The sequence below is a fragment of the Streptomyces sp. NPDC006687 genome (genome assembly GCF_040636215.1).
Lineage (GTDB): Bacteria > Actinomycetota > Actinomycetes > Streptomycetales > Streptomycetaceae > Streptomyces.
The window spans coordinates 178651-204140 of the sequence record NZ_JBEYJJ010000008.1; the positions used below are offsets into that span (position 1 = coordinate 178651).

The following is a 25490-nucleotide window of genomic DNA, read 5'->3' on the forward strand; positions in this document are numbered from 1 at the left end:
CTGCCGGACGGGGGACGACCGGCCTGCTGGAGCCCCCCGTACGATGGAGCGTATGACTGCCCCCGCACCCGCCTCCCGCCGCGTCCTGCTCGCCGCCCCGCGCGGTTACTGCGCCGGCGTGGACCGCGCCGTGATCGCCGTCGAGAAGGCCCTTGAGCAGTACGGCGCCCCGGTCTACGTCCGCCACGAGATCGTGCACAACAAGTACGTCGTCCAGACGCTGGAGAAGAAGGGGGCCGTCTTCGTCGAGCGGACGGAAGAGGTCCCGCCGGGCAACATCGTGATGTTCTCCGCCCACGGCGTGGCCCCCGTGGTGCACGAGGAGGCCGCGCGCGGCCGGCTCGCGACGATCGACGCGACCTGCCCCCTGGTCACCAAGGTGCACAAGGAAGCCATCCGCTACGCGGGCGAGGACTTCGACATCCTCCTGATCGGCCACGAGGGCCACGAGGAGGTCATCGGCACCTCCGGCGAGGCCCCCGAGCACATCACGATCGTGGACGGACCCGACGATGTCGACAAGGTCACCGTCCGCGACGAGTCCAAGGTCGTCTGGCTCTCCCAGACCACCCTCTCCGTGGACGAGACGATGGAGACGGTCGACGCGCTGAAGACCAGGTTCCCGCTGCTCGTCTCCCCGCCCAGCGACGACATCTGCTACGCCACCTCCAACCGCCAGGCAGCCGTCAAGGCCATGGGCGCCGACGCCGACCTGGTGATCGTCGTCGGCTCCAAGAACTCCTCGAACTCCATCCGCCTCGTCGAGGTCGCCCTCGACGCCGGCGCCCGCGCCGCCCACCTGGTCGACTTCGCGAGCGAGATCGACGAGGCGTGGCTGGAGGGCGTCACCACGGTCGGCCTGACCTCGGGCGCCTCGGTGCCGGAGGTACTGGTCGAAGAGGTCCTGGAGTGGCTGGCCCGGCGCGGCTTCGAAGACGTGGAGACCGTCAAGACCGCCGAGGAGTCCATCACCTTCTCGCTGCCCAAGGAACTGCGCCGCGACCTGCGCGCCGAAGCCGCCGGACTGGCGGCCGAGGGCACCGACAAGTAGCCTGCGCGGCGCCTCGTTCGTACGGTGGGTCCATGCAGATCTTCGGTGTGGACATCGGCGGTACGGGAATCAAGGGCGCTCCCGTGGACCTGGAGCGCGGCGAGCCGGCGCAGGAGCGTCACAAGGTACTGACACCACATCCGGCCACCCCCGAGGGGGTGGCCGGAGGCGTAGTCGAGGTCGTCAAGCACTTCGACTGGGACGGGCCGATCGGCGTCACCTTCCCCGGCGTGGTCACCCACGGCGTGACCCGGTCCGCCGCCAACGTGGACAAGGCGTGGATCGGCCTCGACGCGGCGGCCCTGCTCTCCGACCGCCTCGGCGGCCGCCCGGTCACCGTCCTCAACGACGCGGACGCGGCGGGCGTCGCGGAGATGACGTACGGGGCGGGGCGCGGGGTGTCCGGCACGGTCATCCTGCTCACCCTGGGCACGGGCATCGGCAGCGCCCTCTTCCGCGACGGCCGCCTCGTCCCCAACACGGAGCTGGGCCACCTGGAGCTCAAGGGCCACGACGCGGAGACCCGCGCCTCGGTGAAGGCCAAGGAGGACGGCGACCTCAGCTGGGAGCGGTGGGCCCACCGGCTGGACAAGTACCTGGCCCACGTCGAGATGCTCTTCTCCCCGGACCTGCTCATCCTCGGCGGCGGCGTCAGCCGCAAGCCGGAGAAGTTCGTACCCCTCCTGACGAACATCCGGGCGCGGATCGTCCCGGCGAAGCTCCAGAACAACGCGGGCATCGTCGGCGCGGCCATGGCGGCGAGGGACGGCCTGGCGCACTAGTCCGCCCGACGCAGCAGCCCCCGGCGGGGTCAGAAGGCGGCGGGGCTGCTGCGCCTCGCCGCCCTGCGCCGCCCGCTCAGCGCGGCCCGCCGCACCAGCGCGATCAGCCCGGCGGCCAGCGTCCCCGCGTACAGCCACCCGGCGTGCAGGGACAGCGCCGACACCACCCCCATCAGCTCCCCGCCGAAGCCGCCGGAGCCGCCCGACACGGGCCACACTCCGGCGGCGAAGGCGATCGGCACGCTCACCGGCGCGGTGATCAGGTCGGCGGGCCGCACCCACAGGGCGGTCGCGGCGGCCACGGGCAGGAAGAGCAGCCCGTACGCGAACAGCGAGGAGTCGAAGAGCAGCCAGCAGATCCCGGCGACGAACAGCATCGCCGCACTGGCGAACAGCCCGCCGCCGAGCCCGGTCAGCCGGGGCCGCGGCATCCGCCGGCCGGCCGCGGCGGCGGGGGGCCGGGGGCGCCGCGCCGCCGGGGCGGGCACCTGCGGGTGACGTACCGAACGCATTCTGTATCGCTCCACCCGACCAACCTAGGCGCGATCCCCCGCCCCGGGCGGCCGGACACGCGTACCACCACGTCCGCGCCCACAGGAAAGTAAACTGTCCGACGGCCCACTCCGGGCCGCCGCCCCCATACAGCTACGGGAAGTCGCCAACGTGTCGCTCACGATCGGAATCGTCGGCCTGCCGAATGTCGGCAAGTCGACCCTGTTCAACGCCCTGACCAAGAACGACGTACTGGCGGCCAACTACCCGTTCGCCACCATCGAGCCGAACATCGGCGTCGTCGGTGTCCCGGACAAGCGCCTCGCGGTCCTGGCCCAGATCTTCGGCTCGCAGCGCGTCCTGCCGGCCACGGTCGACTTCGTCGACATCGCCGGCATCGTGCGCGGCGCCTCGGAGGGCGAGGGCCTGGGCAACAAGTTCCTTGCGAACATCCGCGAGTCGGACGCGATCTGCCAGGTCATCCGCGCCTTCAAGGACGAGAACGTCGTCCACGTCGACGGCAAGGTCTCGCCGAAGGACGACATCGAGACGATCAACACCGAGCTGATCCTCGCCGACCTCCAGTCCATCGAGAAGGCGGTCCCCCGCCTGACGAAGGAGGCCCGCCTCCAGAAGGACAAGGCCGCGGTCCTGGCGGCGGCGGAGAAGGCCCAGAAGATCCTGGAGAACGGCGACACCCTCTTCTCCCAGGGCATCACCAAGGGCACCGAGCAGGGCGACCTCCTCCACGAGCTCCACCTCCTCACCACGAAGCCGTTCCTGTACGTCTTCAACGTCGACGAGGACGAGCTGACGGACGACGCCTTCAAGGCCGAGCAGTCCGCCCTGGTCGCCCCGGCGGAGGCCATCTTCCTCAACGCCAAGCTGGAGGCGGACCTCGCCGAGCTGGACGACGAGGAAGCCCTGGAGCTCCTCCAGTCGGTCGGCCAGGACGAGCCCGGCCTCGCCACCCTCGGCCGCGTCGGCTTCGCCACCCTGGGCCTTCAGACCTACCTGACGGCCGGCCCGAAGGAAACCCGCGCCTGGACCATCAAGCAGGGCGCCACGGCCCCCGAAGCGGCCGGCGTCATCCACACCGACTTCCAGCGCGGCTTCATCAAGGCGGAGGTCATCTCCTTCGCCGACCTGGTCGAATGCGGCTCGGTAGCCGAGGCCCGCGCGAAGGGCAAGGCCCGCATGGAGGGCAAGGACTACGTCATGCAGGACGGCGACGTGGTGGAGTTCCGCTTCAACGTGTAGCGGCTGACATATCACCACGTCGCTGATCTGGCAAACATGCAGGTCAGAAAGGGTCCGGCTCTTCGGGGTCGGGCCCTTTGTTTTTTCCCGTGCTGGGATGGTGCTGGGATGGCTGACCTCTCGTCACCTGTCGTCATCCCTGGTCATTCGTACCGTGCTGGGATGGTGAGGGGCTGCTGGTGCTGGGTTCCACTCTGGTGAGTGGCTGAACCATGGGACGGTGGCTGCTGCCTCTGGCAGAGTGATCGGCACCGCTAGACGATTTTCGTGAGGAACTTGTGAGCACGCTCGGTAGCTTCATCTGGTCAATCGCTGACCAGCTTCGGGGCCCCTATCGCCCCAACCAGTACGGGACAGTGGTCCTCCCGTTCACGATCCTGCGGCGGCTCGACTGCATCCTTGAACCCGATCATGCGACGGTGCGAGAGCTGGCAACGAAGTTCGAGAACCCGAACCGGCTCAAGGTCGAGGTCAAGAAGGCCACAGGACGGACCTTCTACAACACCTCCAACTACTCGTTCGCGAACTTGCTGGCCGACGCGGACGGGCTGGCGGACAACCTGGCCGACTACATCGACCGGTTCTCCGGCGACGTGGACGTGTTCGAGTACTTCGACTTCAAGCAGGAGATCCTGGCTCTGGAGAAGGCCGGGCTCCTACGCGAGATCGTCAAGTCCTTCGGCAAGATCGACCTCCACCCTGATGTGGTGTCGAACTCCGACATGGGCGACGCCTTCGAATACATCATCCGCAAGTTCAACGAGGCAGCGAACGAGACCTCCGGAGACCACTACACGCCGCGCGACGCGATCCGGCTGCTGGTCGACTTGCTCTTCGCGGAGAAGGACGTCGACCTCACCGAGGGCGGCATCATCCGATCGCTGTACGACCCCACCGCCGGCACCGGCGGCATGCTCTCCCTGGCAGAGGAGCACCTGCTCGCCGAGAACCCCGACGCGAAGCTGAGCCTGTACGGCCAGGAGTACAACCCGCAGTCGTACGCCATCTGCAAGTCCGACCTGCTCGCCAAGGGCCACGACGCGACCAACATCGCCTTCGGTAACACGCTCACCGACGACGCCTTCAAGGGCCGCCAGTTCGACTACTGCATGTCTAACCCGCCCTATGGCGTGGACTGGAAGCAGTATGCCAAGGCGGTCAAGGAGGAGCGAGACTCCGCCGGCCCCTACGGCCGCTTCGCACCGGGCCTCCCCGCGACATCCGACGGGCAGATGCTCTTCCTGCTCCACCTGGCCCACAAGATGCGCGCACCCGAGGATGGTGGCGGCCGCGTCGGCATCGTCATGAACGGCTCTCCGCTCTTCAACGGCGCCGCCGAATCCGGCCCTTCCAACATCCGCCGGTGGCTGCTGGAGAACGACCTCGTCGAGGCGATCGTCGCCCTGCCGACCAACATGTTCTTCAACACCGGCATCGCCACTTACATCTGGATCCTGGACAACACCAAGCACCCCGACCGCCAGGGCAAGGTGCAGCTGATCGACGGCACCTCGTTCTGGACCAAGATGCGCAAGAACCTCGGTGCCAAGGGACGCGAGATCAGCGACGCCGACCGCGCCAAGGTCGTGCGGCTGTACGCCGACTTCGAGGACGCCGATCCCGAGCTCTCCAAGGTGCTGCGCAACGACGATTTCGGCTACTGGACGGTCACCGTCGAGCGCCCCCTGCTGGACGAGGGCGGGAACCCTGTCGTCAACCGCAAGGGTGACCCGAAGCCCGATTCGAAGAAGCGTGACACCGAGAACGTGCCCTTCACCTACGGCGGCTCGACCGTCGGCGCGGCAGCGGAACGCGAAGTCATCCAGGCGTACTTCGATGCGGAGGTGAAGCCGCATGTTCCCGACGCCTGGATCGACTGGGCCAAGACCAAGACGGGGTACGAGATCCCCTTCACGCGGCACTTCTACAAGTACGTTCCGCCTCGTCCGCTCGTGGAGATCGACGCCGACCTGGAGAAGCAGGTCGCCAAGATCCTCGATCTGCTGCGGGAGGTTGAGGGATGACACAAGCACAGTTTGATCTTGAGCAGGCTTGGGCCGGCAACGTCCCATCCCGCTGGCGCTGGAGCAGAAACAAAGAACTCCTGGCAGAGTCGCTGTCTGTCTCGCCCGAAGGCACAGAGGAACTTCTCAGCGTGTCGCATCTGACCGGGATCACCCCGAGGTCAGAGAAGAACGTGACGATGACTGCAGCGGAGAGCCTCGATGGCTACCGCCTCGTGGACGCGGGCGATCTCGTCATCAACACGATGTGGGCGTGGATGGGGGCGCTCGGCGTCTCGAAGCAGGCTGGCATTGTGAGCCCCGCGTACGGTGTGTACAGGCCGCGTCCGAACGCAGCCTTCTGTCCTGGGTTTTACGACTACCTCTACCGATCGACCCCGTACGTGATGGAGATGACTCGCCTCTCCCGCGGCATCTGGTCATCGCGCCTTCGGATCTACCCTGACGTCTTCCTCCGCATGGCGATCCCAGTGCCGCCGTTGGAAGAACAGCGTGCCATCGCCGACTACCTCGACCGCGAGACGTCCCGCATCGACACACTCATCGAGGAGCAGCAGCGGCTGATCGAGATGCTCAGCGAGCGTCGCGTGGCAACAGTCGCTGAGACCTTGGATGGCTACGAGCGGACTCAGGTGCGCCGGTTGGTCGATCACGATCGGCCGATGACCTACGGAATTCTGCAGTGTGGTGAGCCGGTCGACGGTGGGGTTGTCTACATCGGGCCGTCGGACATTCAGGGCGAAGGCCAATCTCCGGATAGGGATGCCCTGCGAACAACAGCACCTGAAATTGCGAGCGCGTACAAGCGGTCAGTTCTCAAGAGTGGTGACGTCGTCGTTTCCATCGGCCCGGCGTACGGGAAAGTGGCTGTCGTATCGGACGACTTGGACGGGGCGAATCTGACGCAAGATACGGTCCGAGTTGCACTGCGGCCGGATCTGGTCGACACGAGATTTTTCGTGTGGGCGCTACTGTCACGTCAGACGGCTGAGTATTGGGACTACCAGGTCATGGGTGCGACGTTCCGTCGGTTGAACCTCGGCACCTTGGCCAGGACACCCGTTCCGCTCCCGGCGATCCAAGAGCAGAGGCGGATCGCTGTGTATCTGGATGAGCAGACCGCAAAGATCGACACGCTCATCGCCGAGGCCGAGCGGTTCATTGAGCTCTCTCGGGAACGGCGGTCGGCGTTGATCACGGCGGCGGTGACGGGGCAGATCGACGTACGAGAGGCAGCGTGATGGCTGACCACAACGAGGCGGTCTTCGAGAAGGAGATCTGCGAGTACCTCGAGGCCCGCGGCTGGCTCTACTCGGTGAACGACCACGACAGCGGCGAGTACGACCGCGATCGGGCGCTGTTCCCGGTGGACCTGTTCGCGTGGCTGGAGGCGACGCAGAAACCGGCGTACGAGAAGGCGTTGAAGGCTGCGGGGTCGCAGGCGAAGTTCCTCGACGTGCTGACCGCAGCGTTGGACAAGCCACTGGAGCATGGCGGCGGAACGCTGAGCATCCTGCGCAACGGGGTTCAGTACATCGGTGGCGGCCGGTTGAAGATGGCGCAGTTCCGTCCCGAGACCTCGCTCAACGCGACCACCACGGCGCACTACGAGGCGATGCGGGTGCGGGTGGTGCGGCAGGTGCACTTCTCGACAGCCGACCAGCGCACGATCGATCTGGTGTTCTTCGTCAACGGGCTCCCGGTGGCCACGGTGGAGCTGAAGACCGACTTCACCCAGTCACTGGACGAGGCGATCAACCAGTACAAGCACGACCGCAACCCGCTGACGAACGGGCGCCCGGAGCCGCTGCTTTCGTTCGGTCACCGGGCGCTGGTGCACTTCGCGGTCTCCAACGGCCTGGCGGCCATGACCACGAAGCTGGAAGGGGAGAAGACCCACTTCCTTCCGTTCAACATCGGATTGGACAGTGGTGCCGGCAACCCGCCCGGCGGGGACGGACGGTCGGCGACGGCGTATCTATGGGAACGGGTCTGGGAGAAGCACGCCTGGCTGAACATCATCGGGCGGCTGATGATCGTGCAGACCAAAGAGGAGTGGGACGTCACCACCGGCACCTCGGTCCGGCGTACGAGCATGCTCTTCCCGCGCTTCCACCAGTGGGAGGCCGTCACGGGCATCGTCGCCGCGGTGAAGGAGGAGGGTGTTGGGCACCGGTACTTGATCGAGCACTCGGCCGGGTCAGGAAAGACGAACACCATCGCCTGGACCGCCCACGGGCTGGCCCGACTGCATGACGCCGACGACAAGAAGGTCTTCGACTCCGTCATCGTGGTCGTGGACCGCACCGTACTCGACTCCCAGCTGCAGGATGCTATCCGGCAGATCGACGGAAACAAGAAGATTGTCGCGACGATCAGCCCCGAGGACGTTCGCAAGGCGGGCGCGAAGTCGAAGTCGGGTCTACTGGCGCAGGCATTGAAAAGCGGCGAGCTCATCATCGCGGTGACGGTGCAGACCTTCCCGCATGCGTTGGAAGAGATCCGGACCGACGCCAGCCTGAAGGGCAAGCGATTCGCCGTGATCGCGGATGAGGCGCACTCCTCCCAGTCGGGGCAGATCTCCTCGAAGCTGAAGCAGGTACTGACGACCGAGGAGCTCAAAGAGATCGAGGAGGGCGGGGATGTCGATGTGGAGTCGGTGCTGGCCTCGGAGATGACCGAGCGGGCCGAATCGGAGAACATCTCCTACTTCGCCTTCACCGCGACGCCGAAGAACAAGACCCTCGAACTGTTCGGCCGCAAGGGCCCCGATGGCAAGCCGCGCGAGTTCCACCTGTACTCGATGAAGCAGGCGATCGAGGAGGGCTACATCCTCGACGTCCTCAAGGGCTACCAGTCCTACGACACCGCTCTGCAGATCGCCGGCAAGGCCGAGGCCGGGGACGGAGGCGAGGTCGAGGAGGCCGCTGCCCGCAAGGGGCTGATGAGGTGGGTTCAGCTCCACCCGACGAACGTCAGCCAGAAGGTGCAGATCATCGTCGAGCACTTCCACGCCAACGTCGCCTACCTCCTCGAAGGCAAGGCGAAGGCCATGGTGGTGACCGACTCCCGGAAGTCCGCAGTGAAGTACAAGCTGGCGATAGACGCCTACATCGCCAAGCGCCGCGCCGAGGACGCTTCGTACAACTACCGCACCCTGGTCGCCTTTTCGGGCGGGGTGACGATGCCCGAGGACGAGACCTGGCACAGTGACTGGGGTCCGCAGCCGTCGAAGGATGACGAGTTCACCGAGGCCAATATGAACCCCGGCGCCGGGGCTGATCTGGCGGCTGCGTTCAAGGGCGACACGTACAAGATCATGCTGGTCGCCAACAAGTTCCAGACCGGCTTCGATCAGCCCCTGCTCTCGGCGATGTACGTCGACAAGAAGCTGTCCGGGGTCACCGCGGTGCAGACGCTCTCGCGCCTCAACCGCACCCACCGCACCGCTGGTGGGGAACAGAAGCGCAAGACGTTCGTCATCGACTTCGCCAACAAGCCCGAGGACATCAAGACGGCCTTCGAGCCGTACTTCAAGAACGCGACACTGGAGACCGAGACCGACCCGTATGTCGTCGTCCACCTGGCCAATAAGCTCGCCCAGGCCGGGATCTACACCGAGGACGACGTCCGCAAGGTCGCCGAACTGTGGGTGACACGGAAGGGCAACAACGCTCTCTCGGCGGCGATCAGCCCGGCGCAGCACGACTTCCGGCGCCGCTACGCGCAGGCGATCGAGGAGGAAGACAAGGTAAGGCTCCAGGAGCTCGACCTGTTCCGCAAGGACGTCTCCACCTACGTACGGCTCTACGACTTCATGTCCCAGATCGTCGACTACGGCGACCCCTACATGGAGATGCTCTCGATCTTCCTGCGCCTGCTGGAGAAGGTGATTGCCGAGTCCGCTTGGGCGGCCGACGTGGATCTCTCCGACGTAGTGCTGGTCGGAGTCAAGCACAACAAGGCGATCCCGGTCGACATCTCGCTCGTGGGCGACGGGCAGCTGAAGGGCATCAGCGCAGCCGGCACGGGGGCGAAGAAGGATCCGAAGTACGTCGCGCTTCAGGTCGTCATAGACAAGATGAACGACCTCTTCGGCGCCGAAACGTTCGCTGCCTCCCAGGTCAGGGAGTTCGTACAGGGCCTCGTGCAGCGGCTGCTCGCCGACCCGAACCTGGTCCAGCAAACCAAGGTGAACTCAAAGAAGCAGTTCCTGGAGTCACAGGATTTCCAAGCGGCAGTCACGGAGGCAGTCGCAGACAACCAGGACGCCCACAACGCGATGGCTGACTACTTCTTCACCGACGGGCCGGCGATCAACTCGATCATCGTTGCGCTCGCGGATGCCTTCTACGAAGCAGCGGTCGAGCCCTATGCAGCCGCCGGCAGCGTGGTTGCGGTTGACGTGGCACCTCCGGCGCTCTCGGCACCGCCCCGCTGCCGAGCACATCTGACGCTCTTGGACGACAACCCCAGTGTGGGGACTCCAGTACACGTGACACTGAAGCTGGTCGCTGAGTCCCAGCATCCCTGGGCCCGCCCGGGTGGGCGGCCCGCGCTGGACATCGTGGCCGTGCCGTTGAGTGGCGCGGAGGTTACACCAGCCACGATGGCGTACCACCCTGAAGACGCCGAATCCGAGCAGTTCCGCTTCACGGCCCTGGAGCCCGGCACGCACCGGATCCGGTTCACCCTGCTACATCACGACACAGGCACCGTCTTGCAGCAGGTGGAGTCCGATCTGTCCATCACGGAGACGAAGTCCAGCGGGTCGGGGAATAGACAGCTGCGGCCACGCACGGGGAGGGCCTGACCGATGCCCCGCGAATTGACCACCCGCATTGTTCAGGACCCTAGCGACGGCTTCCGCTTCTTGCCGCACCTGACGACGGAGGCTCCCGACCTCCGCGTCAGCTTCGACGTCCTCGGTGGAGGTCGGATCAGGGCGCGGATGTCAGGATCGGCCGTTCCGGCACTCCACGGCACCGAGCACAAGGTTGACCTGTATGCCCGGGCCGATGAGGTCCATGGGGCGGCGGCCCGGCTCCGTGCCCGATGGAAATCGGAGTTCGTTGATTTCCAGCCGGTCGACGACCTGGGTCGGTCTCTGCAGAGTCGACGGCGCCCGTACGCAACGTCCGCGGACCTTAGTGCCGAACCTGAGGAGGAGTTGCGCCGGATAGTGGCCGATCTGGCTCGAAGCGGTGAATCGCTGCTGTTTGGCACTCTGCTGCGTGGTGACGACGCACCGACCAACATGTTCCGCACCTCTCTGCGTTCGGCCTTGTCCCGGGAGGGTCTGCGGGTACGGTTCGACTCCGATCTGCATCTGCCCTGGCCGCTGCTGTGCACAACCGAAGATTCCACCGTGCCTGCAACCTTGGAGGTTCTCTTCACTCGCTTCCTCGGCCATCGGCATCAGATCGAGCACACCGGTGATGCCTACGCGTGGATCGGGCCGCCCGGAGCAGCGCATCAGCGGCCAACGGTCAGCCTGAACCACGACGTCCAGGTGGGCAGTGCCACCCGTGCGAATGAAGTCGCGAAGGCACTGACAGAGGGCACGGAGTACACCGAGCGAACGACTTATGAGGAACTAGTCCGTGATCTCGGGAAGCCCGAGCTGGACGAGCAGTTGATGTACTTCTGGTGCCACGGAGAGTTCGTCGGCAACGTTCCCGAACCCCCGACCCTGGTCATCAGGCTCACCGACGGCACCTCCTTCGACGGCCACACCGTACGTGAGCTAAGGGCAAATTTCCGGCACGGTTGTTTCCGACCGTTTGTCCTACTCAACGCCTGCCACACCGGAGTCTCCGCGGCGAGTGGGGACCGAGCGTTCCTTGGGAGCATGCTCATTGAGCACGGCGCGCAGGGCGTGCTTGGGCCGCAGATCGCGATGCCGCAGGCGTTTGCTGCCGAGTACGCCCTCGAGTTCGTCACCCGCTACTTGCGCGGGACGGCCACCGCTGGCCAGATCACTCATGAGTTGGCCCGGGACTTCGCCGCCCGATACCGAAACCCCCTGGGGTTCGCCTACGGTCTGCACTGCGGCATGGATGCTCGTCTGGATCGGACAAGTGGAGGTGAGGCATGAGCCGTGTCGGCACGGTGGAGGTCGTTGACCTGGATGCGACGGGCTGGCTGCTCGACGCTGACACGGGTAAGCCCGTGCCCGAGGCATGGCTGCGCCATTACTTCGCGGAGCGCCTCACCCCGCCTGTCTGGGCGACGGACATAGTCGTCTATGTCCACGGTTGGCAGACCTCGCCCGACTCCGCCTACCGCACCGCTGAGCGACTGTTGTCTCTGACGCAAGACGTCTTTGTGACAGCCCCGGCCCGGTATCCGACCCTAGCTGCCCAGGGCTTCAGCCCATGGTGTGTCGTCGTGCGCTGGCCATCCTCCAGCCTGGTCACCCCCACCGGCTACCGCATGATCCGGGACCGGGCGCACGCGATGGGCGCACGCGACGGAGGAGGCCATGCCGCCCACATCCTGGGCCGGCTCCTCGGCTATCTGGACGCCGAGCGCGCCGACCCTGGAGCAGCGCCTGTGCTCGCCAACCGAGACGGTCAGTACCTCCACCTCGTCGGGCACTCATTCGGCTGTCGCTTCTTGTGCGAGGCGGTCCAATGGTCGGCAGACGCCCGTCTCGATGACACACTCGGCTGGAGCGTGACGGACCACTCGCCATCCCGCCCGTTCACCGCCGACAGCATGCTGCTATTCCAAATGGCCGCACGCCGAGACGCGTTCCTCTCGCTCTTTCCGAACATCCTGCCGAGCGAGGCGCATGATGGCGCTCCGCTGAGGGGGCCTGTCGTCGCCACTTACTCCCGTCACGACCGGGCGACAGGGTTCTGGCATCTGCGGGCCGAGCAGCAACCCGGCATCGGGCACTCCGGAATTGGTCCGGCCCCCGCGCCCATGTTCACCACAACCCTGTTGCCACTCGATGAGCGGTATCCGCACTCCGCGCTTGACCACCGTTTCGTCAACGTCGACGCCTCCGACGTGTATGTTCGCGGGCGCCACCTCAATCCGGCAGGTGCCCATTCCGATCACGTGCGCGCTGAGTCGGCACACCTTCTACTCACCCTCGCGGACTACTCGCGCTGAGGAGACGGTCCAAGATCCCCAACACCAGAGGACTGCACCCTCGCGCAACTCGTGTTCGCCGCCACCGCTCATCCGCCATGTCTCGCGCAGCCGACCGTGGCACCGCACCGCTCGCTCAACCTTGACCCTCCCGGGCTCTTCAAAATGACCCCATGGGGTTCGTTGGGCCCAGCTGCGGGGTCGGCGAGACAGCGCGATTCAAGCTGAGTGAACGCCAAGATCAGACATCCTTGATCTGTACTCCGTCGCCGCACAGTTTCGACCAGTCGTCGCGGTCCGAGGTCAGTACGAGGACGGGTGCCGGGGAGCGGAGCGCCATCGCGGCGACAAGGGCATCAATGGCGTACTTGTGGCCGTGCAGGCCGCCGGCGTCGCTCAGTAGCTGCACCGCCGTGAGGCTGTCCGCCTGGGTGGCGTCCTGGACCTGAAGGCGGGAGAGCAGCCAGCGCAGCCGGGCGGTATCCGTCTTCCCGTAGACGGCTTCCACCACCGTCAGGGCCGACACGAGGACGGGTACGCCCACGCGACGAGCGGCCTCGATCCGGGTGATCATCTGGCGATCGTTGCGCAGCAGCAGCGACAGCGCCTGGGAGTCGAGCACCAGGGACCTGGCCGCGGGCTCTTTCATGCGGCGCTGTCGTTCGACGCGTACGGTGCCGGTGCGTCACCGAACAGTTCGCTCTGCGCGACCTGGACTTCGGCCTCGCTCAGCGGCTCGTGCTCGGCTTCGTAGGCGGCCACGATCTCGGCGAGGCCGTCCATCGCGAGCTGGTGCCGGACTGCTGCCGTCACATATGCGGACACGCCGCGCTTGCCAGTACGTGTGCGCAGAGCACCGAGGAGTTCCGAGGGCATCGAGACGGAGATGTTCTCCGTGCTGCCGGGGCGGGGTGACTTCATGGCTGCAAGTCTAGTACAGAAAGTATTACAGCGTCTGGAGTGCTGCGCGGCCTGTATCCAGGGCGGGCGGTGATGCGTAGTCTTGGCGCTTCCGGATCTTTTTGTACTTTGCAGTGAATCCCGTGCTGGGATGGTGCTGGGATGCGCTCGCATAACCGCAGGTCAGAGTAGTTGTGGTGGAGTTCCGCTTCAACGTCTGGGTGCACAGCACAGAAGGGGCCGGACTCGTCAGAGTCCGGCCCCCGCTGCGTTCCCGTCTGACTTGGTGCTGACTTTTCAGTTGCCCCGGGGCGGCATGAGCTTGTCGAGGTCCAGGGTGACCTCGAAAGGCACCGGGCGCCGGAGAGTGCCCCGGAAGATTCCGGCGGGGGCGTAGGCGCGGGTGGGGTGGTCGAGCTCGTAGACGTGGACGACGGGTGCCCCGTCCTCGTCCTCGACGCACCAGTAGTGCGGGATGCCGGCCTCCGCGTACTTGCGGAGCTTGACGGTGCGGTCGCGGTGGGCGGACTCCGGGGATACGGCCTCCACGACGAGCTTCACGTCCTCCGGCGCGTACCACGTCCGGTCAGGGTCGTAGGGCAGGTCCGTCAGCAAGAGGTCCGGCTCGGGGCGGTTGCGGGCGTCGAGGCGGATCGTCATCTCCCGCTCGACCTCGAAGCCGGCCGGCGCCTGCGCCATGAGTGCGGTGGTCAGGGCGGTGACGAGGCGTCCGTGCCAGGAACGCTGGGGCGACATCAGGAAGACGAGTGCTCCATCGATCAGCTCGGTGTGGCGGGGTGCCTCGGGGAGGCGGTCGAGGTCCTCCGCGAACCAGCCTTCCGCGCGCGGCGGGCGCATCCAGTCGGGCAGTGCGGTCATGGCTCCACCGTAGCGATTCGGCGAGGCGTGGACCACGAGATCATCACCGGGCGCTGCCCGTCGTTCCGTCGTGGGACCCCGGGCTTCCCGCTTCGTCCGGTGCCAGCATCGGTTCGAAGGCGGCCTCCTCGTCGCCAGGTACCCGGGGGAGGAAGCCGTCGGGGACGGTGCGGGAGGCGGTCGTGAGGAGGTGGTGCAGGACGGCTGCCTCGGTGGTCGGGGGGAGGCGGAGGATGGTGAGGAGGCGGGCGCGGGTCGTGGGGTGGTCCGGGTTGTCCTCGAGGTAGTCGGCGTTGAGGGCCGGGGGGCGGAAGCCCGCCAGGGCGTCGTGCCAGGAGGGGAGGACGATGGCGAGGGTCAGGGCCTCGGCGAGGGAGTCGGCGAGGAGGGTGGCCCGGCCCTCGGAGTCGGTGTAGAGGACGGGGCGGGTGCCGTCGGGGGTGGCCGGGCCGCAGAGGTAGTGGGTGCCGCCCGCGCCGCAGCCGGCGACCGGGTCCACCGGCAGGCCGTTGGGCAGGGTGATCGCTTCGATCGGGTCGGTGCGGTCGAGGTCGAATTCACCGTCGCAGGCGAGGTGGTCGGCTACCTCGGGGTGTGCGGCGGCCCTGCGCAGCAGTGCCTCGTCGGAGAGGGCGGCCGGGTTGAGGGCCCGGGCGGTCGCCAGGGTCAGGGGGTGCCCGGCGAGGACGTGGCGGATGGCGTCGAGGGGGACGGGGCGCTCGTAACAGTCCTCGAAGTGGGCCTGGACGGCTTCGGGGGAGCGGTCGGTGAGGAGGTGGAAGAGGGAGCCGGAGCCGTCCGCGTCCTGGCTGCCGGTGCGCCAGGCGGTGTCGCCGGTCTCGCGCCACAGGCAGGCGGTGGCCGGCGGGGCGCCGATGGTCTCGTCGTAGAAGGCGGGCTCGTCGAGGAGCGGGCGGAGCGGGGCGGGTACGTCGTCGAGGACGCCGGGCCACACCTGTGCGTCGTCCCTGCCGTACGGGCTCATCGGCGACTCGTGGTCGAAGCCGCGGATGAGCACGCCGGCCGGGGTGAAGAGGACCGAGAAGTCGTCCCCCGAGCCGTTGTCCATCAGGGCCGCCTCCACCCCGGGACCCCAGGCGGGGTGGAAGGAGTACGAGCAGAGCGACGGGTCCTCGCTGATCGCCGCGTCCAGGACCGCCAGCGCGCGCAGGTGGGCGCGGAGCGGGCCGGGGTCGGGGAGGAGGGCGGCGGTCGTGTGCGGGGTGCTCATGGCGTCATGGAAGCAGCCGCCACTGACAGCCCGGCGGGGCCGGGCTACAGGCCGTGGACCGAGGCGACGGAGAACGTCGTCGGGGTGCCCGTGGACGGGGTCATGGGGCCGCCCTTGTCGAACTGGGAGCGGACCACGAGGGTGCGGGCCGGGGTGTGGGCGAGGGTGGTGGGGATCTGGAGGGACGGGTCCGTGAGGGTGTGGAGCAGGCGGGCGCGGGTGCCGTCCGGGGTGAGCTGCCAGCGGGTCAGGGTGTTGGTGATGTTGTGGGCCGCCCGGAGGGTGCCGCCGGGGGAGAGGTCGAGGCCGTCGGCGGCCTTGAGGTCGCCGCCGCTGAGGGTGACCCGGCTGAGGGCGCCCGTGGCGAGGTCGACGCGGTGGAGCTCCCCGGCGGTCATGTCGACGGCGAGGAGGTAGCGGCCCGCCGCGTCGGAGGTGATGCCGTTGAGGGTGAACTGGCCCGGCGGGGGCGGGGTGACGTGACCGCTCAGGTCGTAGGCCACCGTCAGGGTGCCGGAGCCCGCCCGCAGCTCGGCCGGGGTGACCCGGTAGATCACCGCGCGGACGCTGTCCGTGAGGTAGGCGGTGCCGTCGGGGGTGATGGTGAGGTCGTTGACGAAGTGCGGGAGGGCGGGGTCCACCTCGAAGCGGGCCAGGCGCGCGCCGGTCGCGGTGTCGTACACCGTGACGCCGGCCGTGGAGTCGGTGACCCACAGGCGGCCCCGGGCGTCGACGCGCAGGCCGTTGGCCGTGTGCCGGCCGTCGGTGCCGGACGGCAGGAACACCTCGGCCGTACGGGCGCCGGGGCGGGCGCGGTAGACGGTGCCGTCCGCGTACGAGCCCACGTACACCGTGCCGGTACGGGCGTCGGAGGCGATGCCCTCGGGGTAGACCTTCGCCCCGGGCAGGGTGAACGCCGTCGCGACGCGGGGCGTGGCGGGGGCGGCGGCGCCGGTGGTGAGGGCGGTGGTGGCCAGGGTCAGGAGGATGGCGCAGGGGAGGGTGTACGACAGCTTGCGCATGGGTGTGCCCTTCTGGATAGGTGTGATCGAAGAGTAGTTAGAGCTCTAATGATTGGCAAGGGTCATAGGATGACGCCATGACCTCCATGCCCCCCGAGGAGCGGATCGGCTCGCACGTCAAGCGCGCCGAGCAGGCGCTCATGGCGGCGAAGACCACCGCCTGCAAGCCGGCCGCGGTAACGGTTCCGCAGTACGCCGCCCTGCTCTGGCTCGCCGAGAAGCCCGGTATCTCCGCCGCGGCCCTCGCCCGGCTGTGCGGGGTCACGGCGCCGACGATGAACACCGTGCTGAAGAACCTCCACGAGCGCGGGCTCGTCGAGCGGACCCCGCACGAATGGCACCGCAACGTGCTGGAGACCCGGCTCACGGTCGAGGGGCGCGCCGCCATGGAGCTCGCGGACGCGGGCGCCGTGCGCGTGGAGAGGGCGCTCGCGGACGCCTTCACCGCCGAGGAGCGCGAGCGGCTCGTGACCCTGCTCGGGCGCTGCGCGGAGGTACTCGACACCCTCAAGTGACGTTTCCGGCGCGTTTTTGCCGGATCGGGAACTGTCCGCAGAATGCGCTCATCAGGACCAATCAAGGGGATGTCCGCCGCGCTGCCCGCACCGGGGCAGTCGAGACCGTTCGGAGCGACTTCGTGCACCAGTACCCTCAGCAGCCGTCCGGCGACCCCTCCGAGCGGCCCGGGGGCCGCAGGAAGTCCCGGCGTGCGATAGCCGTCGGCGCGGGCGTGGCCCTCGTGCTCCTCGTCGGCGGCGGAGGCTTCGCCGCGTACGAGAACGAGTGGTTCGACGGCAACGGCCAGACCGTCAGCTTCGGCAAGGACCACCGGTCCACCCCCGCCCCGGACGGCGGCAGCGGTTCCGCGAAGAACGGCGCGCCCCCCTCCGCTCCTCCCACGCCCACCGGCGACCCGGACGTGCAGCTGCCCGCCGGCCCCCGCTCGGAGTTCAGGCAGACCGCCAAGCTCGACGACGGCACGGTCATCGCCAAGACCCGCCTGGCCGGTGCGAAGTCCGGCTTCGAGGGCGACGTCTGGGTGTGGACCCCCAAGGAGTACGACGACCCGAAGTACGCCAAGAGCGCCTTCCCGGTCCTCATCGCCCTCCCCGGCGGCAACGGCTTCCCGGCGAACTACTGGTCCGACCGCAGCCTCGGCCTCCAGAAGGCGATCAGCGAGGGCGTCCAGGCCGGTACCAGCCTGCCCTTCATCGTGATCATGCCGGTGCTCAACCCGGACAACAAGTACTACTACGACGGCGCCGACATCCCCGGCCAGCCGAAGATGGGCACCTGGATCGCCGAGGACGTCCCGGCCTTCACCCGCGCCAACTTCCGCACCTACAAGAGCCGGGACGGCTGGGCCTTCATGGGCTCCTCCTCCGGGGCCTTCGTCGGCATGAAGACGGTGTTGCAGTACCCGGACCGCTTCAAGGCCGTGATCGCCAGCGGCGGCGAGATCGTCCCGGACTCCCCGCTCTGGAAGGGCCACCAGGCGGAGATGGACGCGAACAACCCCGAGAAGCTGGCCGAGAAGCTGATCGCGGCGGGCGGCCCGGACGTCTATGTCAACTTCCAGGTCGGCACCAAGGAGACCGGCAAGGACCGGATGGTGAAATTCGTCCAGCAGTACGGCAGGGGTCCCGTGAAGACGACCATCCGGGACATCCAGAACGGCGAGCACAACGGCTGGCACTACGTGCGCGGCATGAAGGAGGGCTCGCTGGAGTGGATCAGCAAGGTGATGAAGGGCCCGAAGCCCGAGGCCGGCTGACCCGAACCGGGATCCTCCGCGGACGCCGCCGCACGAGGCGTCCGTACAGGCGTCCGCCACGTGGCCCTCGCCACGTCGCCCCGGTCCCAGGCAACCCCTACGGTCGTTGACACCTCTGTAGAAGCGATAAGGGGGACCTATCGGTCCGACCCCCGCCCAACCAGGGCGCCGGAGAAGGAACGGGAACAAATCCGTGCAGTATGACCAGCAAGGCGGCGACGGCGGCCGCCGCCCCGCGCACCGCCCGCGGAAGCGGCGGATCCTGATCGGCGCCGGTCTGGCCCTCGTCCTGGCGGCCGGAGGCGGTACGGCGTACGAGACGGGCCTCTTCACCGACCTGGGGGATCCCGTCTCCTTCGGGAAGATCCAGGAGTCGGCGACCACCGAGGAGATCCGCCCCGGGGTGCTGATGCCCACCGGCCCCAAGTCCGAGTTCGTCCGCACCAGCCGGCTGCCGGACGGCACGCAGATCGCGATGACCACCCTGACCGGCAAGAAGTCGGGTTTCACGGGTGACGTGTGGGTGTGGGTCCCCAAGGAGTACGACGAGCCCCGCTACGCCAAGAGCGGCTTCCCGGTCATGATCGCCCTGCCCGGCGGCCGCGGCTACCCCAAGAACTACTGGGGCACGGGCCCCGGCCTCGGCCTCCAGCAGGCCGTGATCGACGGGGTCAAGAAGGGCACCAGCCTCCCCTTCATCCTGGTCATGCCGGTGATCAACGCCGACACCAAGCACCACTACGACGGCTCCGACATCCCCGGACAGCCCAAGATGGGCACCTGGATGGCCGATGACGTCCCGGATTTCGCGAAGGCCAACTTCCGCACCTTCACCTCCCGTGACGGCTGGGCCTTCATGGGCTCCTCCTCGGGCGGTTTCGGCGCCTTCAAGGACGTGCTGAAGTACCCCGAACGCTTCAAGGCCGTCATCGCCAGCGGCGTGGACTTCGTCCCGGACTCCCCGCTCTGGAAGGGCCACCAGGCGGAGATGGACGCGAACAACCCCGAGAAGCTCGCCGCCAAGCTGATCGAGGAGGGCGGGCCGGACGTCTACATCAGCTTCCAGATCGGCACCAAGGAGAGCGGCCGGGATCTGGCGGAGAAGTTCATGAAGGAGTACGGCAGGGGCCCCGTGCACACCCGGCTCCAGGTGATCCAGGATGGTGAGCACAACGGAAAATCGTATGTACGCGGGATGAGGGAGGGCTCGCTGGAGTGGATCAGCAAGGTGATGCAGGCACCGGTACCCGAGCCCGGCGTGCGATGAGCCCGGTGGTGAAGGGTGCGACGGCGGCGGCCCTCGCCGCGGGGATCGTGGCGGCGTGCGCCGTCGTCCTCCTCGGCGCGTCCGCCGAGCAGCCCGTCCACCCCTTCCCCACCGTCGGCGTGCTCATGGCGAACGGCGAGCACTGGTGCACGGCCAGCGTGGTGGACAGCCCCAAGGGCAACGTCGTCGCGACCGCCGCCCACTGCGTGGCCCCGGCCGGCGAGGACGGCCGGCCCGGTGAGGCGGCGCACGACGGGCTGGCCATCGGCGAGCTCGCCTTCGCGCCCGCCTTCTCCGGCGAGGGCTCGGGCGACCGGCCGCTGGGCGTGTGGAAGGTCCGCTCGATCCACGTGGACGAGCGGTGGACGAAGTGGGGCGACGAGACCGCCGACTTCGCCTTCCTCACCGTCGAGCCGGACGGGGACGGACGCAGCCTCCAGCAGCGGGTCGGCCGGGGCGAGGCGCCCAAGCCGGACTGGACCTCCGGGTACGAGCGCGAGGTCACCGTCATCGGCTACCCGGAGTCCGACCACAACCCGCAGAACCGGCCGGTCTCCTGCACCACCCAGACCCGCCACGACACCGACGACCCCGACATGCTGTACATCAGCTGCGCGGGCTTCTGGACGGGCACCAGCGGCAGCCCCTGGATCGCCGACCGCGGCGGCGTCGGCCAGCCGGGACGGCTCATCGGGGTGCTCAGCGGCGGCAACACCGACGTGGACTCCACGGCGGCGCTGTTCGACGAGAGGGCCCGGGCCCTCTACGAGGCCGCCGCCCGGGGCTGACCAGGGCCGCCATGGCTACGTCCGGCGCTCGGTGCTGACGATCACGCCCACCGCCGCCACCACGATGGCACCGCCGAGCACGATCGGCAGGGTCAGCGGCTCGTCCAGGATCAGCGCCCCCAGCGCGACGGCCACCACCGGATTGACGTACGCGTACGTGGCCACCAGCGACAGCGGCGCCGCCTGGAGCAGCCACGCGTACGCCGTGAAAGCGACGACCGAACCGATCAGCACCAGGTACCCCAGGGCCAGCCAGGAGGCGGTGGAGAAGGAGCCGGGGTCCAGCCCGCGCTGCTCCCCGCGCACCAGCCCGACGAGCACACCGGCGAGCCCGCCCCACACCATCTGGTACGCGCTGCCCGTGAACGGGTTCCCCGGCAGCGGCAGCCGCCCGGCGCTGAAGGAGCCCAGCGACCAGCAGAGCGCCCCCGCCAGGACCAGCAGCACCCCGGACAGCCGGACCTCCCCGCTCAGCCCCGGACTGGTCAGCACCGCCAGCCCCGCGAGGCCCACCAGCACCCCGAGCAGGGTGCGCACGGGCGGCCGGTCCCCGGTGAGCGTCCTCAGCACCACGACCCACATCGGCACCGAAGCCACCAGCAGCGCCGCCAGCCCCGAGGGCACCGAGGTCTCGGCCAGCACGACCAGGCCGTTGCCGCCGAGCACCAGCAGCAGGCCGACCACCACCGTGGAGCCGAGCTGCGCGCGGGTCACGCGCAGCGCGGACGGCCCGTAGCGCCAGGCGACGATGCCGGCCAGCACCAGGCCCGCCGTGATGAAGCGGGCCCCCGCGGAGAGGAACGGCGGCATGGTCTGGACGGCGATCCGGATGCCGAGGTACGTCGAGCCCCAGACGACGTACACCACGCCGAGGGCGGACCAGACGGCTCCGCTGGTGCCGCGCCGGGAGGTGCCGGGGTCCGCCTTCGCCGGCTCGGCCGGTATCGAGGTGCTCATGACCGGATCCTATGATCGGTGCCCACTGCACGCTTCCCGGTTTCTCACCCCTTGATCAAGGCGTTCAGCTCCCCGTACGGGAGGGCCCCGGCGAGGGAGCCGTAGGTGCCGCCGCCGAGCAGTTCCTCGGTGGCGCGGCGGGCGACGGCGTACGCGGCCTCCGCCACCCCGGAGCCGAGGCTGACCCTGGCGACACCGAGGGCGCCGAGCTCGGCGACGGAGGGCGCGCCGGGGCCCACGAGGACGTTGAGCGGGGCGTCGATGCCCCGGGCGAGCTCCCCGATGACGGCGGGGTCGGTGACTCCGGGGACGAAGACGCCGCTGGCGCCGGCGGCGAGGTAGGCGGCGGCGCGGGCGAGGGTCTCGTCGAGGCGGGTCGCGCTCTCGCCGAGGCCGAAGAGGTACGTGTCCACGCGGGCGTTGATGTACAGCGGGACCCGGGCGGCGTCGGCGGCGGCGCGGGCGGCGGCCAGGCGCTCGGCGTGCTCGGCGGGGGAGCGGTTGCCGTCCTCGATGTTGACGCCGACCGCACCGGCGGCCAGTACCCCGGCGACGGTCTCCCCGACCCCGGCGGCGTCGGCGGCGAAGCCGCCCTCGATGTCGGCGGTGACGGGGACGGAGACGGCGCGGGCCACGCGGGCGATGAGGTCCAGCGCCCGGTCCCGCGCGAGGGCGTCACCGTCGGGCGCCCCGAGGGACCAGGCGACTCCGGCGCTGGTGGTGGCCACGGCGGGAGCCCCGGCGGCCTCGGTGATCCGCGCGCTGGCCACGTCCCAGGCGTTGGCCAGCGGCAGGGGGGCGGTGGGGGTGTGCAGGGCGGCGAAGGCGGCGGCCTTCTCAAGTGCGGTGATCATGCGGTCAGTTCACCAGAGCGCGGGGCGCCCGTCTGGCGGTTTTCCGACCTGTACGCGGACGCGGTCCCCGCCGCGGACGCAGCCGGGTCCCGCCCGGCTACGGCGCCAGGCCCGTCTTCGCGCCCGCGCCGCACAGGGGCAGGACCGCCGTGCGGCCCTTGAGGGGGTCCGTGGGGGCGCCGGGGCCCACGGCCGCCCAGCAGGCGGCGGCCGTCGCCTCCACGAACAGCCCGCGCGCGGCCAGGTCCCGCTGGGCATCGCGGATCCGGCTGTCGGACACCGTCAGGATCGTGCCGCCGGACTTGCGGACCGCTGCCAGGATCTGGCGCGCCCGGGGCGGCGCCGGGATCGCGATGCCCTCCGCCAGGGTCGGCCGCTGCTCCACCGGCTCCGCCTCCTCCGCCCCCGCCGCGAAGGCCGCCGCCAGCGGCGACACCGCCTCCGCCTGCACCCCGACCAGCACGGGCGCCCGTACGCCCCGCCGTTCCAGCTCCGCCACCGCGAGCGCCGCGCCCAGCAGCAGCGTGCCGTTGCCGACCGGGACGACCAGCACCTCGGGCAGCCGGCCGCCGAGCGCCTCCCAGACCTCGTAGACGTAGGTCTTCGTCCCGTGCAGGAAGTACGGGTTGAAGACATGGCTGGCGTAGAAGACGCCCGGCGCGTCCGCCGCCGCCCGGGCGGCCTCCGCCGCGGCCTCGCGGCCGCCCGGCACGAGCCGTACCGCCGCCCCGTGCGCCCGCATCTGCCCGGTCTTCTTCTCCGAGGTGTCCGCGGGCACGAAGACTTCGCACCGCAGTCCGGCCCGCGCGCAGTACGCCGCCACGGAGGTCCCCGCGTTCCCGCTGCTGTCCGCGACCACCCGCTCCGGGCCCAGCCGCCGGGCCAGCTCGGCGAGCATCACCGCGCCCCGGTCCTTGAAGGACAGCGTCGGCATCAGGAAGTCGAGCTTGGCGTGAACGCGCTCCCCGAGCGGCAGCAGCGGGGTGTGGCCCTCGGACAGGGTGACCGAGAACGCCCCCGGCAGCGGCAGTGCGGGCGCGTACCGCCACAGCGAGTGCGGTCCGGCGGCCGGCTCCAGCGCGATGGCCGGATCGGGTGTGAAGTCCAGGTCCCACGGGCCGCCGCAGACGGGGCAGCACCACGGTGCGGTCCGGACATCCGCGCGCGTGCCGTCCTCGGGGCAGAGGTAACCAGGAAGTGCGTGCGACATGTGCGGAGCGCCTTTGCTCGTTCATGGCTGTCGTATGGCACGGATGTTACGCGTTCGTGGGGCCCTTGTGGGATGGCGCACGGGTGGGCCAACCTTTTTGAGAACGCGGCGGGTTGGGCCCAAGAAATTGTCATGAGCACGTCTTTCCGTGGTTTCGTGCGCCTCCCGCCGGCCCACGCACCCCCCACGCAGCGCACCGCCTATGAGGAGGACCCCTCACATGTCCGTGATGCGTCACACCCGCCGGAAGACCGCCGGCATCGCGACCGCCGTCGTGGCCCTCGCGCTCGGCGCGGCCGCCGCGCTGCCCGCCCCGGCCGCGTCCGCCGCCGGCGGCCCCCAGGGCGTCATCGAGAACGCCGGCGCCGCCGGGGCCGTCCCCGGCAGCTACATCGTCACCCTGAAGGACTCCGCCGCCCGTTCCACCGCCGACAGCGGCAAGGCCGTCGCCCACCGGTACGGCGCGAGGATCGACCGCACCTACAGCGCCGCCCTCAACGGCTACTCCGTCGAGGTCTCCGAGGCGCAGGCGAAGAGGCTCGCCGCCGACCCGGCGGTCGCCTCGGTGGTGCAGAACCGCACCTTCACCGTCGACGGCACCCAGCCCGGCCCGCCGTCCTGGGGCCTGGACCGGATCGACCAGCGGGCACTCCCCCTCGACCAGGGCTACACCTACCCGGACAAGGCGGGCGAGGGCGTCACCGCGTACATCATCGACACCGGAGTGCGGATCACCCACCAGGACCTGGCCGGCCGCGCCTCCTACGGCTACGACGCCATCGACAACGACAACACCGCCCAGGACGGCCACGGCCACGGCACCCACGTGGCCGGCACCGTGGCGGGCAGCAGCTACGGCGTCGCCAAGAAGGCGAAGATCGTCGGCGTCCGCGTGCTCGACAACAACGGCTCCGGTACGACCGCCCAGGTGGTCGCGGGCATCGACTGGGTGACCCGCAACGCCGTCAAGCCCGCCGTGGCCAACATGTCGCTGGGCGGCGGGGCCGACTCCGCGCTCGACACCGCCGTACGCAACTCCATCGCGTCCGGCATCACCTACGGGGTCGCGGCAGGCAACGAGTCCACCGACGCCTCCACCAAGTCCCCGGCGCGCGTGGCCGAGGCCATCACCGTCGGCGCCACGACCAGCACGGACGCCAAGGCGAGCTACTCCAACTACGGGTCCGTCCTGGACCTCTTCGCACCGGGCTCCTCCATCACCTCCTCGTGGGGCACGGGCGACACCGCGACGAACACCATCTCGGGGACGTCGATGGCCACCCCGCACGTCGTCGGCGCGGCCGCCCTCTACCTCTCGCAGAACCCCTCGGCCACCCCGGCGCAGGTCCGTGACGGCCTGGTCGCGGCCGCCACTCCGAACGTGGTGACGGGCCCGGGCACCGGCTCGCCCAACCGCCTGCTGAACACCGGCGCGGGCACCACCCCGCCGAGCGGCCCGCGCTTCGAGAACACCGCCGACTACGCGGTGGCCGACAACGCCACGGTCGAGTCCCCGATCACCGTCAGCGGGGTCTCCGGCAACGCCCCGGCGACGCTGGGCGTGTCGGTGGACATCAAGCACACCTACATCGGTGACCTGAAGGTGGACCTGGTCGCCCCCGACGGCACCCTCTACAACCTGCACAACCGCACCGGCGGGAGCGCGGACGACATCGTCAGGACCGTCACGGTCAACGCCTCGTCCGAGGTCGCCAACGGGGTCTGGAAGCTGCGCGTGAACGACAACGCGGCCGCCGACACCGGCAAGATCGACTCCTGGGCGCTGCAGTTCTGACCTGCCCGGAGGGATGACGCGCGGTCCCGGGGCGGGCCGCGCGGTGAAGGCGGGGGCGACCGGTGGACCGGCCGCCCCCGCTGCGTACTATTCGGGCAGCCGT

22 protein-coding genes are annotated in these 25490 nt (G+C 69.0%); 13 read left to right on the forward strand and 9 right to left on the reverse strand.

Annotation, left to right across the window (positions count from 1 at the left end):
• The first annotated feature begins 43 nt into the window (after window positions 1–43).
• A complete protein-coding gene (locus tag ABZ716_RS13035) occupies window positions 44–1051 on the forward strand; it encodes a 4-hydroxy-3-methylbut-2-enyl diphosphate reductase (RefSeq protein WP_358958604.1) in 1008 nt (335 codons plus the stop codon).
• Between the two features lie 32 nt (window positions 1052–1083).
• A complete protein-coding gene (gene ppgK, locus ABZ716_RS13040) occupies window positions 1084–1833 on the forward strand; it encodes a polyphosphate--glucose phosphotransferase (RefSeq protein WP_358811096.1) in 750 nt (249 codons plus the stop codon).
• Between the two features lie 29 nt (window positions 1834–1862).
• Here the strand turns inward: ppgK and ABZ716_RS13045 are convergent, their stop codons facing one another.
• The gene (locus ABZ716_RS13045) at window positions 1863–2264 is read right to left on the reverse strand and encodes a DUF6542 domain-containing protein (RefSeq protein WP_358958727.1); all 402 of its coding nucleotides are present in this window, start codon (window positions 2262–2264) and stop codon (window positions 1863–1865) included.
• Between the two features lie 232 nt (window positions 2265–2496).
• Here ABZ716_RS13045 and ychF point away from each other — a divergent pair, with 232 nt between their 5' ends.
• The 6 genes from ychF to ABZ716_RS13075 all read left to right on the forward strand — a co-directional run bounded on the left by ychF (window position 2497) and on the right by ABZ716_RS13075 (window position 12731).
• Window positions 2497–3585 (forward strand): redox-regulated ATPase YchF, encoded by a 1089-nt coding sequence (ychF, locus tag ABZ716_RS13050; RefSeq protein ID WP_358811094.1) that lies wholly within the window; start codon window positions 2497–2499, stop codon window positions 3583–3585.
• A 278-nt stretch (window positions 3586–3863) separates the two neighbouring features.
• Window positions 3864–5609 carry a class I SAM-dependent DNA methyltransferase gene (locus ABZ716_RS13055; RefSeq protein WP_358958606.1) on the forward strand — a complete coding sequence of 582 codons (1746 nt, stop codon included), beginning with the start codon at window positions 3864–3866 and terminating at the stop codon, window positions 5607–5609.
• Window positions 5606–6850 carry a restriction endonuclease subunit S gene (locus tag ABZ716_RS13060; protein WP_358958608.1) on the forward strand — a complete coding sequence of 415 codons (1245 nt, stop codon included), beginning with the start codon at window positions 5606–5608 and terminating at the stop codon, window positions 6848–6850. Before ABZ716_RS13055 ends, ABZ716_RS13060 begins: the two co-directional genes overlap by 4 nt.
• Complete coding sequence (locus ABZ716_RS13065) at window positions 6850–10422, forward strand: type I restriction endonuclease (RefSeq protein ID WP_358958611.1); 3573 nt, start codon at window positions 6850–6852, stop codon at window positions 10420–10422. Before ABZ716_RS13060 ends, ABZ716_RS13065 begins: the two co-directional genes overlap by 1 nt.
• Window positions 10423–10425: 3 nt before the next feature.
• A complete protein-coding gene (locus ABZ716_RS13070; protein WP_358958613.1) occupies window positions 10426–11706 on the forward strand; it encodes a CHAT domain-containing protein in 1281 nt (426 codons plus the stop codon).
• Window positions 11703–12731 (forward strand): hypothetical protein, encoded by a 1029-nt coding sequence (locus tag ABZ716_RS13075; protein WP_358958615.1) that lies wholly within the window; start codon window positions 11703–11705, stop codon window positions 12729–12731. Before ABZ716_RS13070 ends, ABZ716_RS13075 begins: the two co-directional genes overlap by 4 nt.
• 220 nt (window positions 12732–12951) lie before the next feature.
• On the opposite strand, the gene ABZ716_RS13080 is transcribed toward ABZ716_RS13075, so the two are convergent.
• The 5 genes from ABZ716_RS13080 to ABZ716_RS13100 all read right to left on the reverse strand — a co-directional run bounded on the left by ABZ716_RS13080 (window position 12952) and on the right by ABZ716_RS13100 (window position 16742).
• On the reverse strand, window positions 12952–13359 hold the full coding sequence (locus tag ABZ716_RS13080) for a PIN domain-containing protein (RefSeq protein WP_358958617.1): 408 nt from the start codon (window positions 13357–13359) through the stop codon (window positions 12952–12954).
• A complete protein-coding gene (locus tag ABZ716_RS13085) occupies window positions 13356–13631 on the reverse strand; it encodes a hypothetical protein (RefSeq protein ID WP_358958620.1) in 276 nt (91 codons plus the stop codon). The genes ABZ716_RS13080 and ABZ716_RS13085 overlap by 4 nt, the downstream gene beginning before the upstream one ends.
• Window positions 13632–13907: 276 nt before the next feature.
• Window positions 13908–14489, reverse strand: a complete 582-nt coding sequence (locus ABZ716_RS13090) for a Uma2 family endonuclease (protein WP_358811092.1) — start codon at window positions 14487–14489, stop codon at window positions 13908–13910.
• A gap of 43 nt (window positions 14490–14532) precedes the next feature.
• Window positions 14533–15720 (reverse strand): hypothetical protein, encoded by a 1188-nt coding sequence (locus tag ABZ716_RS13095; RefSeq protein WP_358958622.1) that lies wholly within the window; start codon window positions 15718–15720, stop codon window positions 14533–14535.
• A 44-nt stretch (window positions 15721–15764) separates the two neighbouring features.
• A complete protein-coding gene (locus ABZ716_RS13100) occupies window positions 15765–16742 on the reverse strand; it encodes a superoxide dismutase (protein WP_358958625.1) in 978 nt (325 codons plus the stop codon).
• 77 nt (window positions 16743–16819) lie between these two features.
• Between ABZ716_RS13100 and ABZ716_RS13105 the strand changes: the two genes are divergently transcribed.
• The 4 genes from ABZ716_RS13105 (at window position 16820) to ABZ716_RS13120 (ending at window position 20571) form a co-directional block, all read left to right on the forward strand.
• A complete protein-coding gene (locus tag ABZ716_RS13105) occupies window positions 16820–17257 on the forward strand; it encodes a MarR family transcriptional regulator (RefSeq protein ID WP_358958628.1) in 438 nt (145 codons plus the stop codon).
• A 122-nt stretch (window positions 17258–17379) separates the two neighbouring features.
• Window positions 17380–18516 carry an alpha/beta hydrolase-fold protein gene (locus tag ABZ716_RS13110; protein WP_358958630.1) on the forward strand — a complete coding sequence of 379 codons (1137 nt, stop codon included), beginning with the start codon at window positions 17380–17382 and terminating at the stop codon, window positions 18514–18516.
• Window positions 18517–18709: 193 nt separating this feature from the next.
• Complete coding sequence (locus ABZ716_RS13115; protein WP_358811087.1) at window positions 18710–19783, forward strand: alpha/beta hydrolase-fold protein; 1074 nt, start codon at window positions 18710–18712, stop codon at window positions 19781–19783.
• A gap of 8 nt (window positions 19784–19791) precedes the next feature.
• Window positions 19792–20571 carry a trypsin-like peptidase domain-containing protein gene (locus tag ABZ716_RS13120; protein ID WP_358958632.1) on the forward strand — a complete coding sequence of 260 codons (780 nt, stop codon included), beginning with the start codon at window positions 19792–19794 and terminating at the stop codon, window positions 20569–20571.
• Window positions 20572–20586: 15 nt separating this feature from the next.
• Here the strand turns inward: ABZ716_RS13120 and ABZ716_RS13125 are convergent, their stop codons facing one another.
• The 3 genes from ABZ716_RS13125 to ABZ716_RS13135 all read right to left on the reverse strand — a co-directional run bounded on the left by ABZ716_RS13125 (window position 20587) and on the right by ABZ716_RS13135 (window position 23592).
• Window positions 20587–21528, reverse strand: coding sequence for an EamA family transporter (locus ABZ716_RS13125; RefSeq protein ID WP_358811085.1), 942 nt, complete (start codon window positions 21526–21528; stop codon window positions 20587–20589).
• 44 nt (window positions 21529–21572) lie between these two features.
• Window positions 21573–22382 (reverse strand): isocitrate lyase/phosphoenolpyruvate mutase family protein, encoded by an 810-nt coding sequence (locus ABZ716_RS13130; protein WP_358958635.1) that lies wholly within the window; start codon window positions 22380–22382, stop codon window positions 21573–21575.
• A 97-nt stretch (window positions 22383–22479) separates the two neighbouring features.
• Window positions 22480–23592: a pyridoxal-phosphate dependent enzyme gene (locus tag ABZ716_RS13135; protein WP_358958637.1), complete on the reverse strand. Its 1113-nt coding sequence runs from the start codon at window positions 23590–23592 to the stop codon at window positions 22480–22482.
• 220 nt (window positions 23593–23812) lie between these two features.
• Between ABZ716_RS13135 and ABZ716_RS13140 the strand changes: the two genes are divergently transcribed.
• Window positions 23813–25387 (forward strand): S8 family peptidase, encoded by a 1575-nt coding sequence (locus ABZ716_RS13140; RefSeq protein ID WP_358958639.1) that lies wholly within the window; start codon window positions 23813–23815, stop codon window positions 25385–25387.
• Window positions 25388–25490: the final 103 nt, after the last annotated feature.

Excerpts from the sequence above, each read along its gene's own strand:
- ABZ716_RS13035 (WP_358958604.1), top strand. The coding sequence starts at position 44 with ATGGAGCGTATGACTGCCCCCGCACCCGCCTCCCGCCGCGTCCTGCTC.
- ppgK (WP_358811096.1), top strand. The coding sequence starts at position 1,084 with ATGCAGATCTTCGGTGTGGACATCGGCGGTACGGGAATCAAGGGCGCT.
- ABZ716_RS13045 (WP_358958727.1), bottom strand. The coding sequence starts at position 2,264 with ATGCCGCGGCCCCGGCTGACCGGGCTCGGCGGCGGGCTGTTCGCCAGT.
- ABZ716_RS13060 (WP_358958608.1), top strand. The coding sequence starts at position 5,606 with ATGACACAAGCACAGTTTGATCTTGAGCAGGCTTGGGCCGGCAACGTC.
- ABZ716_RS13065 (WP_358958611.1), top strand. The coding sequence starts at position 6,850 with ATGGCTGACCACAACGAGGCGGTCTTCGAGAAGGAGATCTGCGAGTAC.
- ABZ716_RS13070 (WP_358958613.1), top strand. The coding sequence starts at position 10,426 with ATGCCCCGCGAATTGACCACCCGCATTGTTCAGGACCCTAGCGACGGC.
- ABZ716_RS13075 (WP_358958615.1), top strand. The coding sequence starts at position 11,703 with ATGAGCCGTGTCGGCACGGTGGAGGTCGTTGACCTGGATGCGACGGGC.
- ABZ716_RS13080 (WP_358958617.1), bottom strand. The coding sequence starts at position 13,359 with ATGAAAGAGCCCGCGGCCAGGTCCCTGGTGCTCGACTCCCAGGCGCTG.
- ABZ716_RS13085 (WP_358958620.1), bottom strand. The coding sequence starts at position 13,631 with ATGAAGTCACCCCGCCCCGGCAGCACGGAGAACATCTCCGTCTCGATG.
- ABZ716_RS13090 (WP_358811092.1), bottom strand. The coding sequence starts at position 14,489 with ATGACCGCACTGCCCGACTGGATGCGCCCGCCGCGCGCGGAAGGCTGG.
- ABZ716_RS13095 (WP_358958622.1), bottom strand. The coding sequence starts at position 15,720 with ATGAGCACCCCGCACACGACCGCCGCCCTCCTCCCCGACCCCGGCCCG.
- ABZ716_RS13100 (WP_358958625.1), bottom strand. The coding sequence starts at position 16,742 with ATGCGCAAGCTGTCGTACACCCTCCCCTGCGCCATCCTCCTGACCCTG.
- ABZ716_RS13105 (WP_358958628.1), top strand. The coding sequence starts at position 16,820 with ATGACCTCCATGCCCCCCGAGGAGCGGATCGGCTCGCACGTCAAGCGC.
- ABZ716_RS13125 (WP_358811085.1), bottom strand. The coding sequence starts at position 21,528 with ATGAGCACCTCGATACCGGCCGAGCCGGCGAAGGCGGACCCCGGCACC.
- ABZ716_RS13130 (WP_358958635.1), bottom strand. The coding sequence starts at position 22,382 with ATGATCACCGCACTTGAGAAGGCCGCCGCCTTCGCCGCCCTGCACACC.
- ABZ716_RS13135 (WP_358958637.1), bottom strand. The coding sequence starts at position 23,592 with ATGTCGCACGCACTTCCTGGTTACCTCTGCCCCGAGGACGGCACGCGC.
- ABZ716_RS13140 (WP_358958639.1), top strand. The coding sequence starts at position 23,813 with ATGTCCGTGATGCGTCACACCCGCCGGAAGACCGCCGGCATCGCGACC.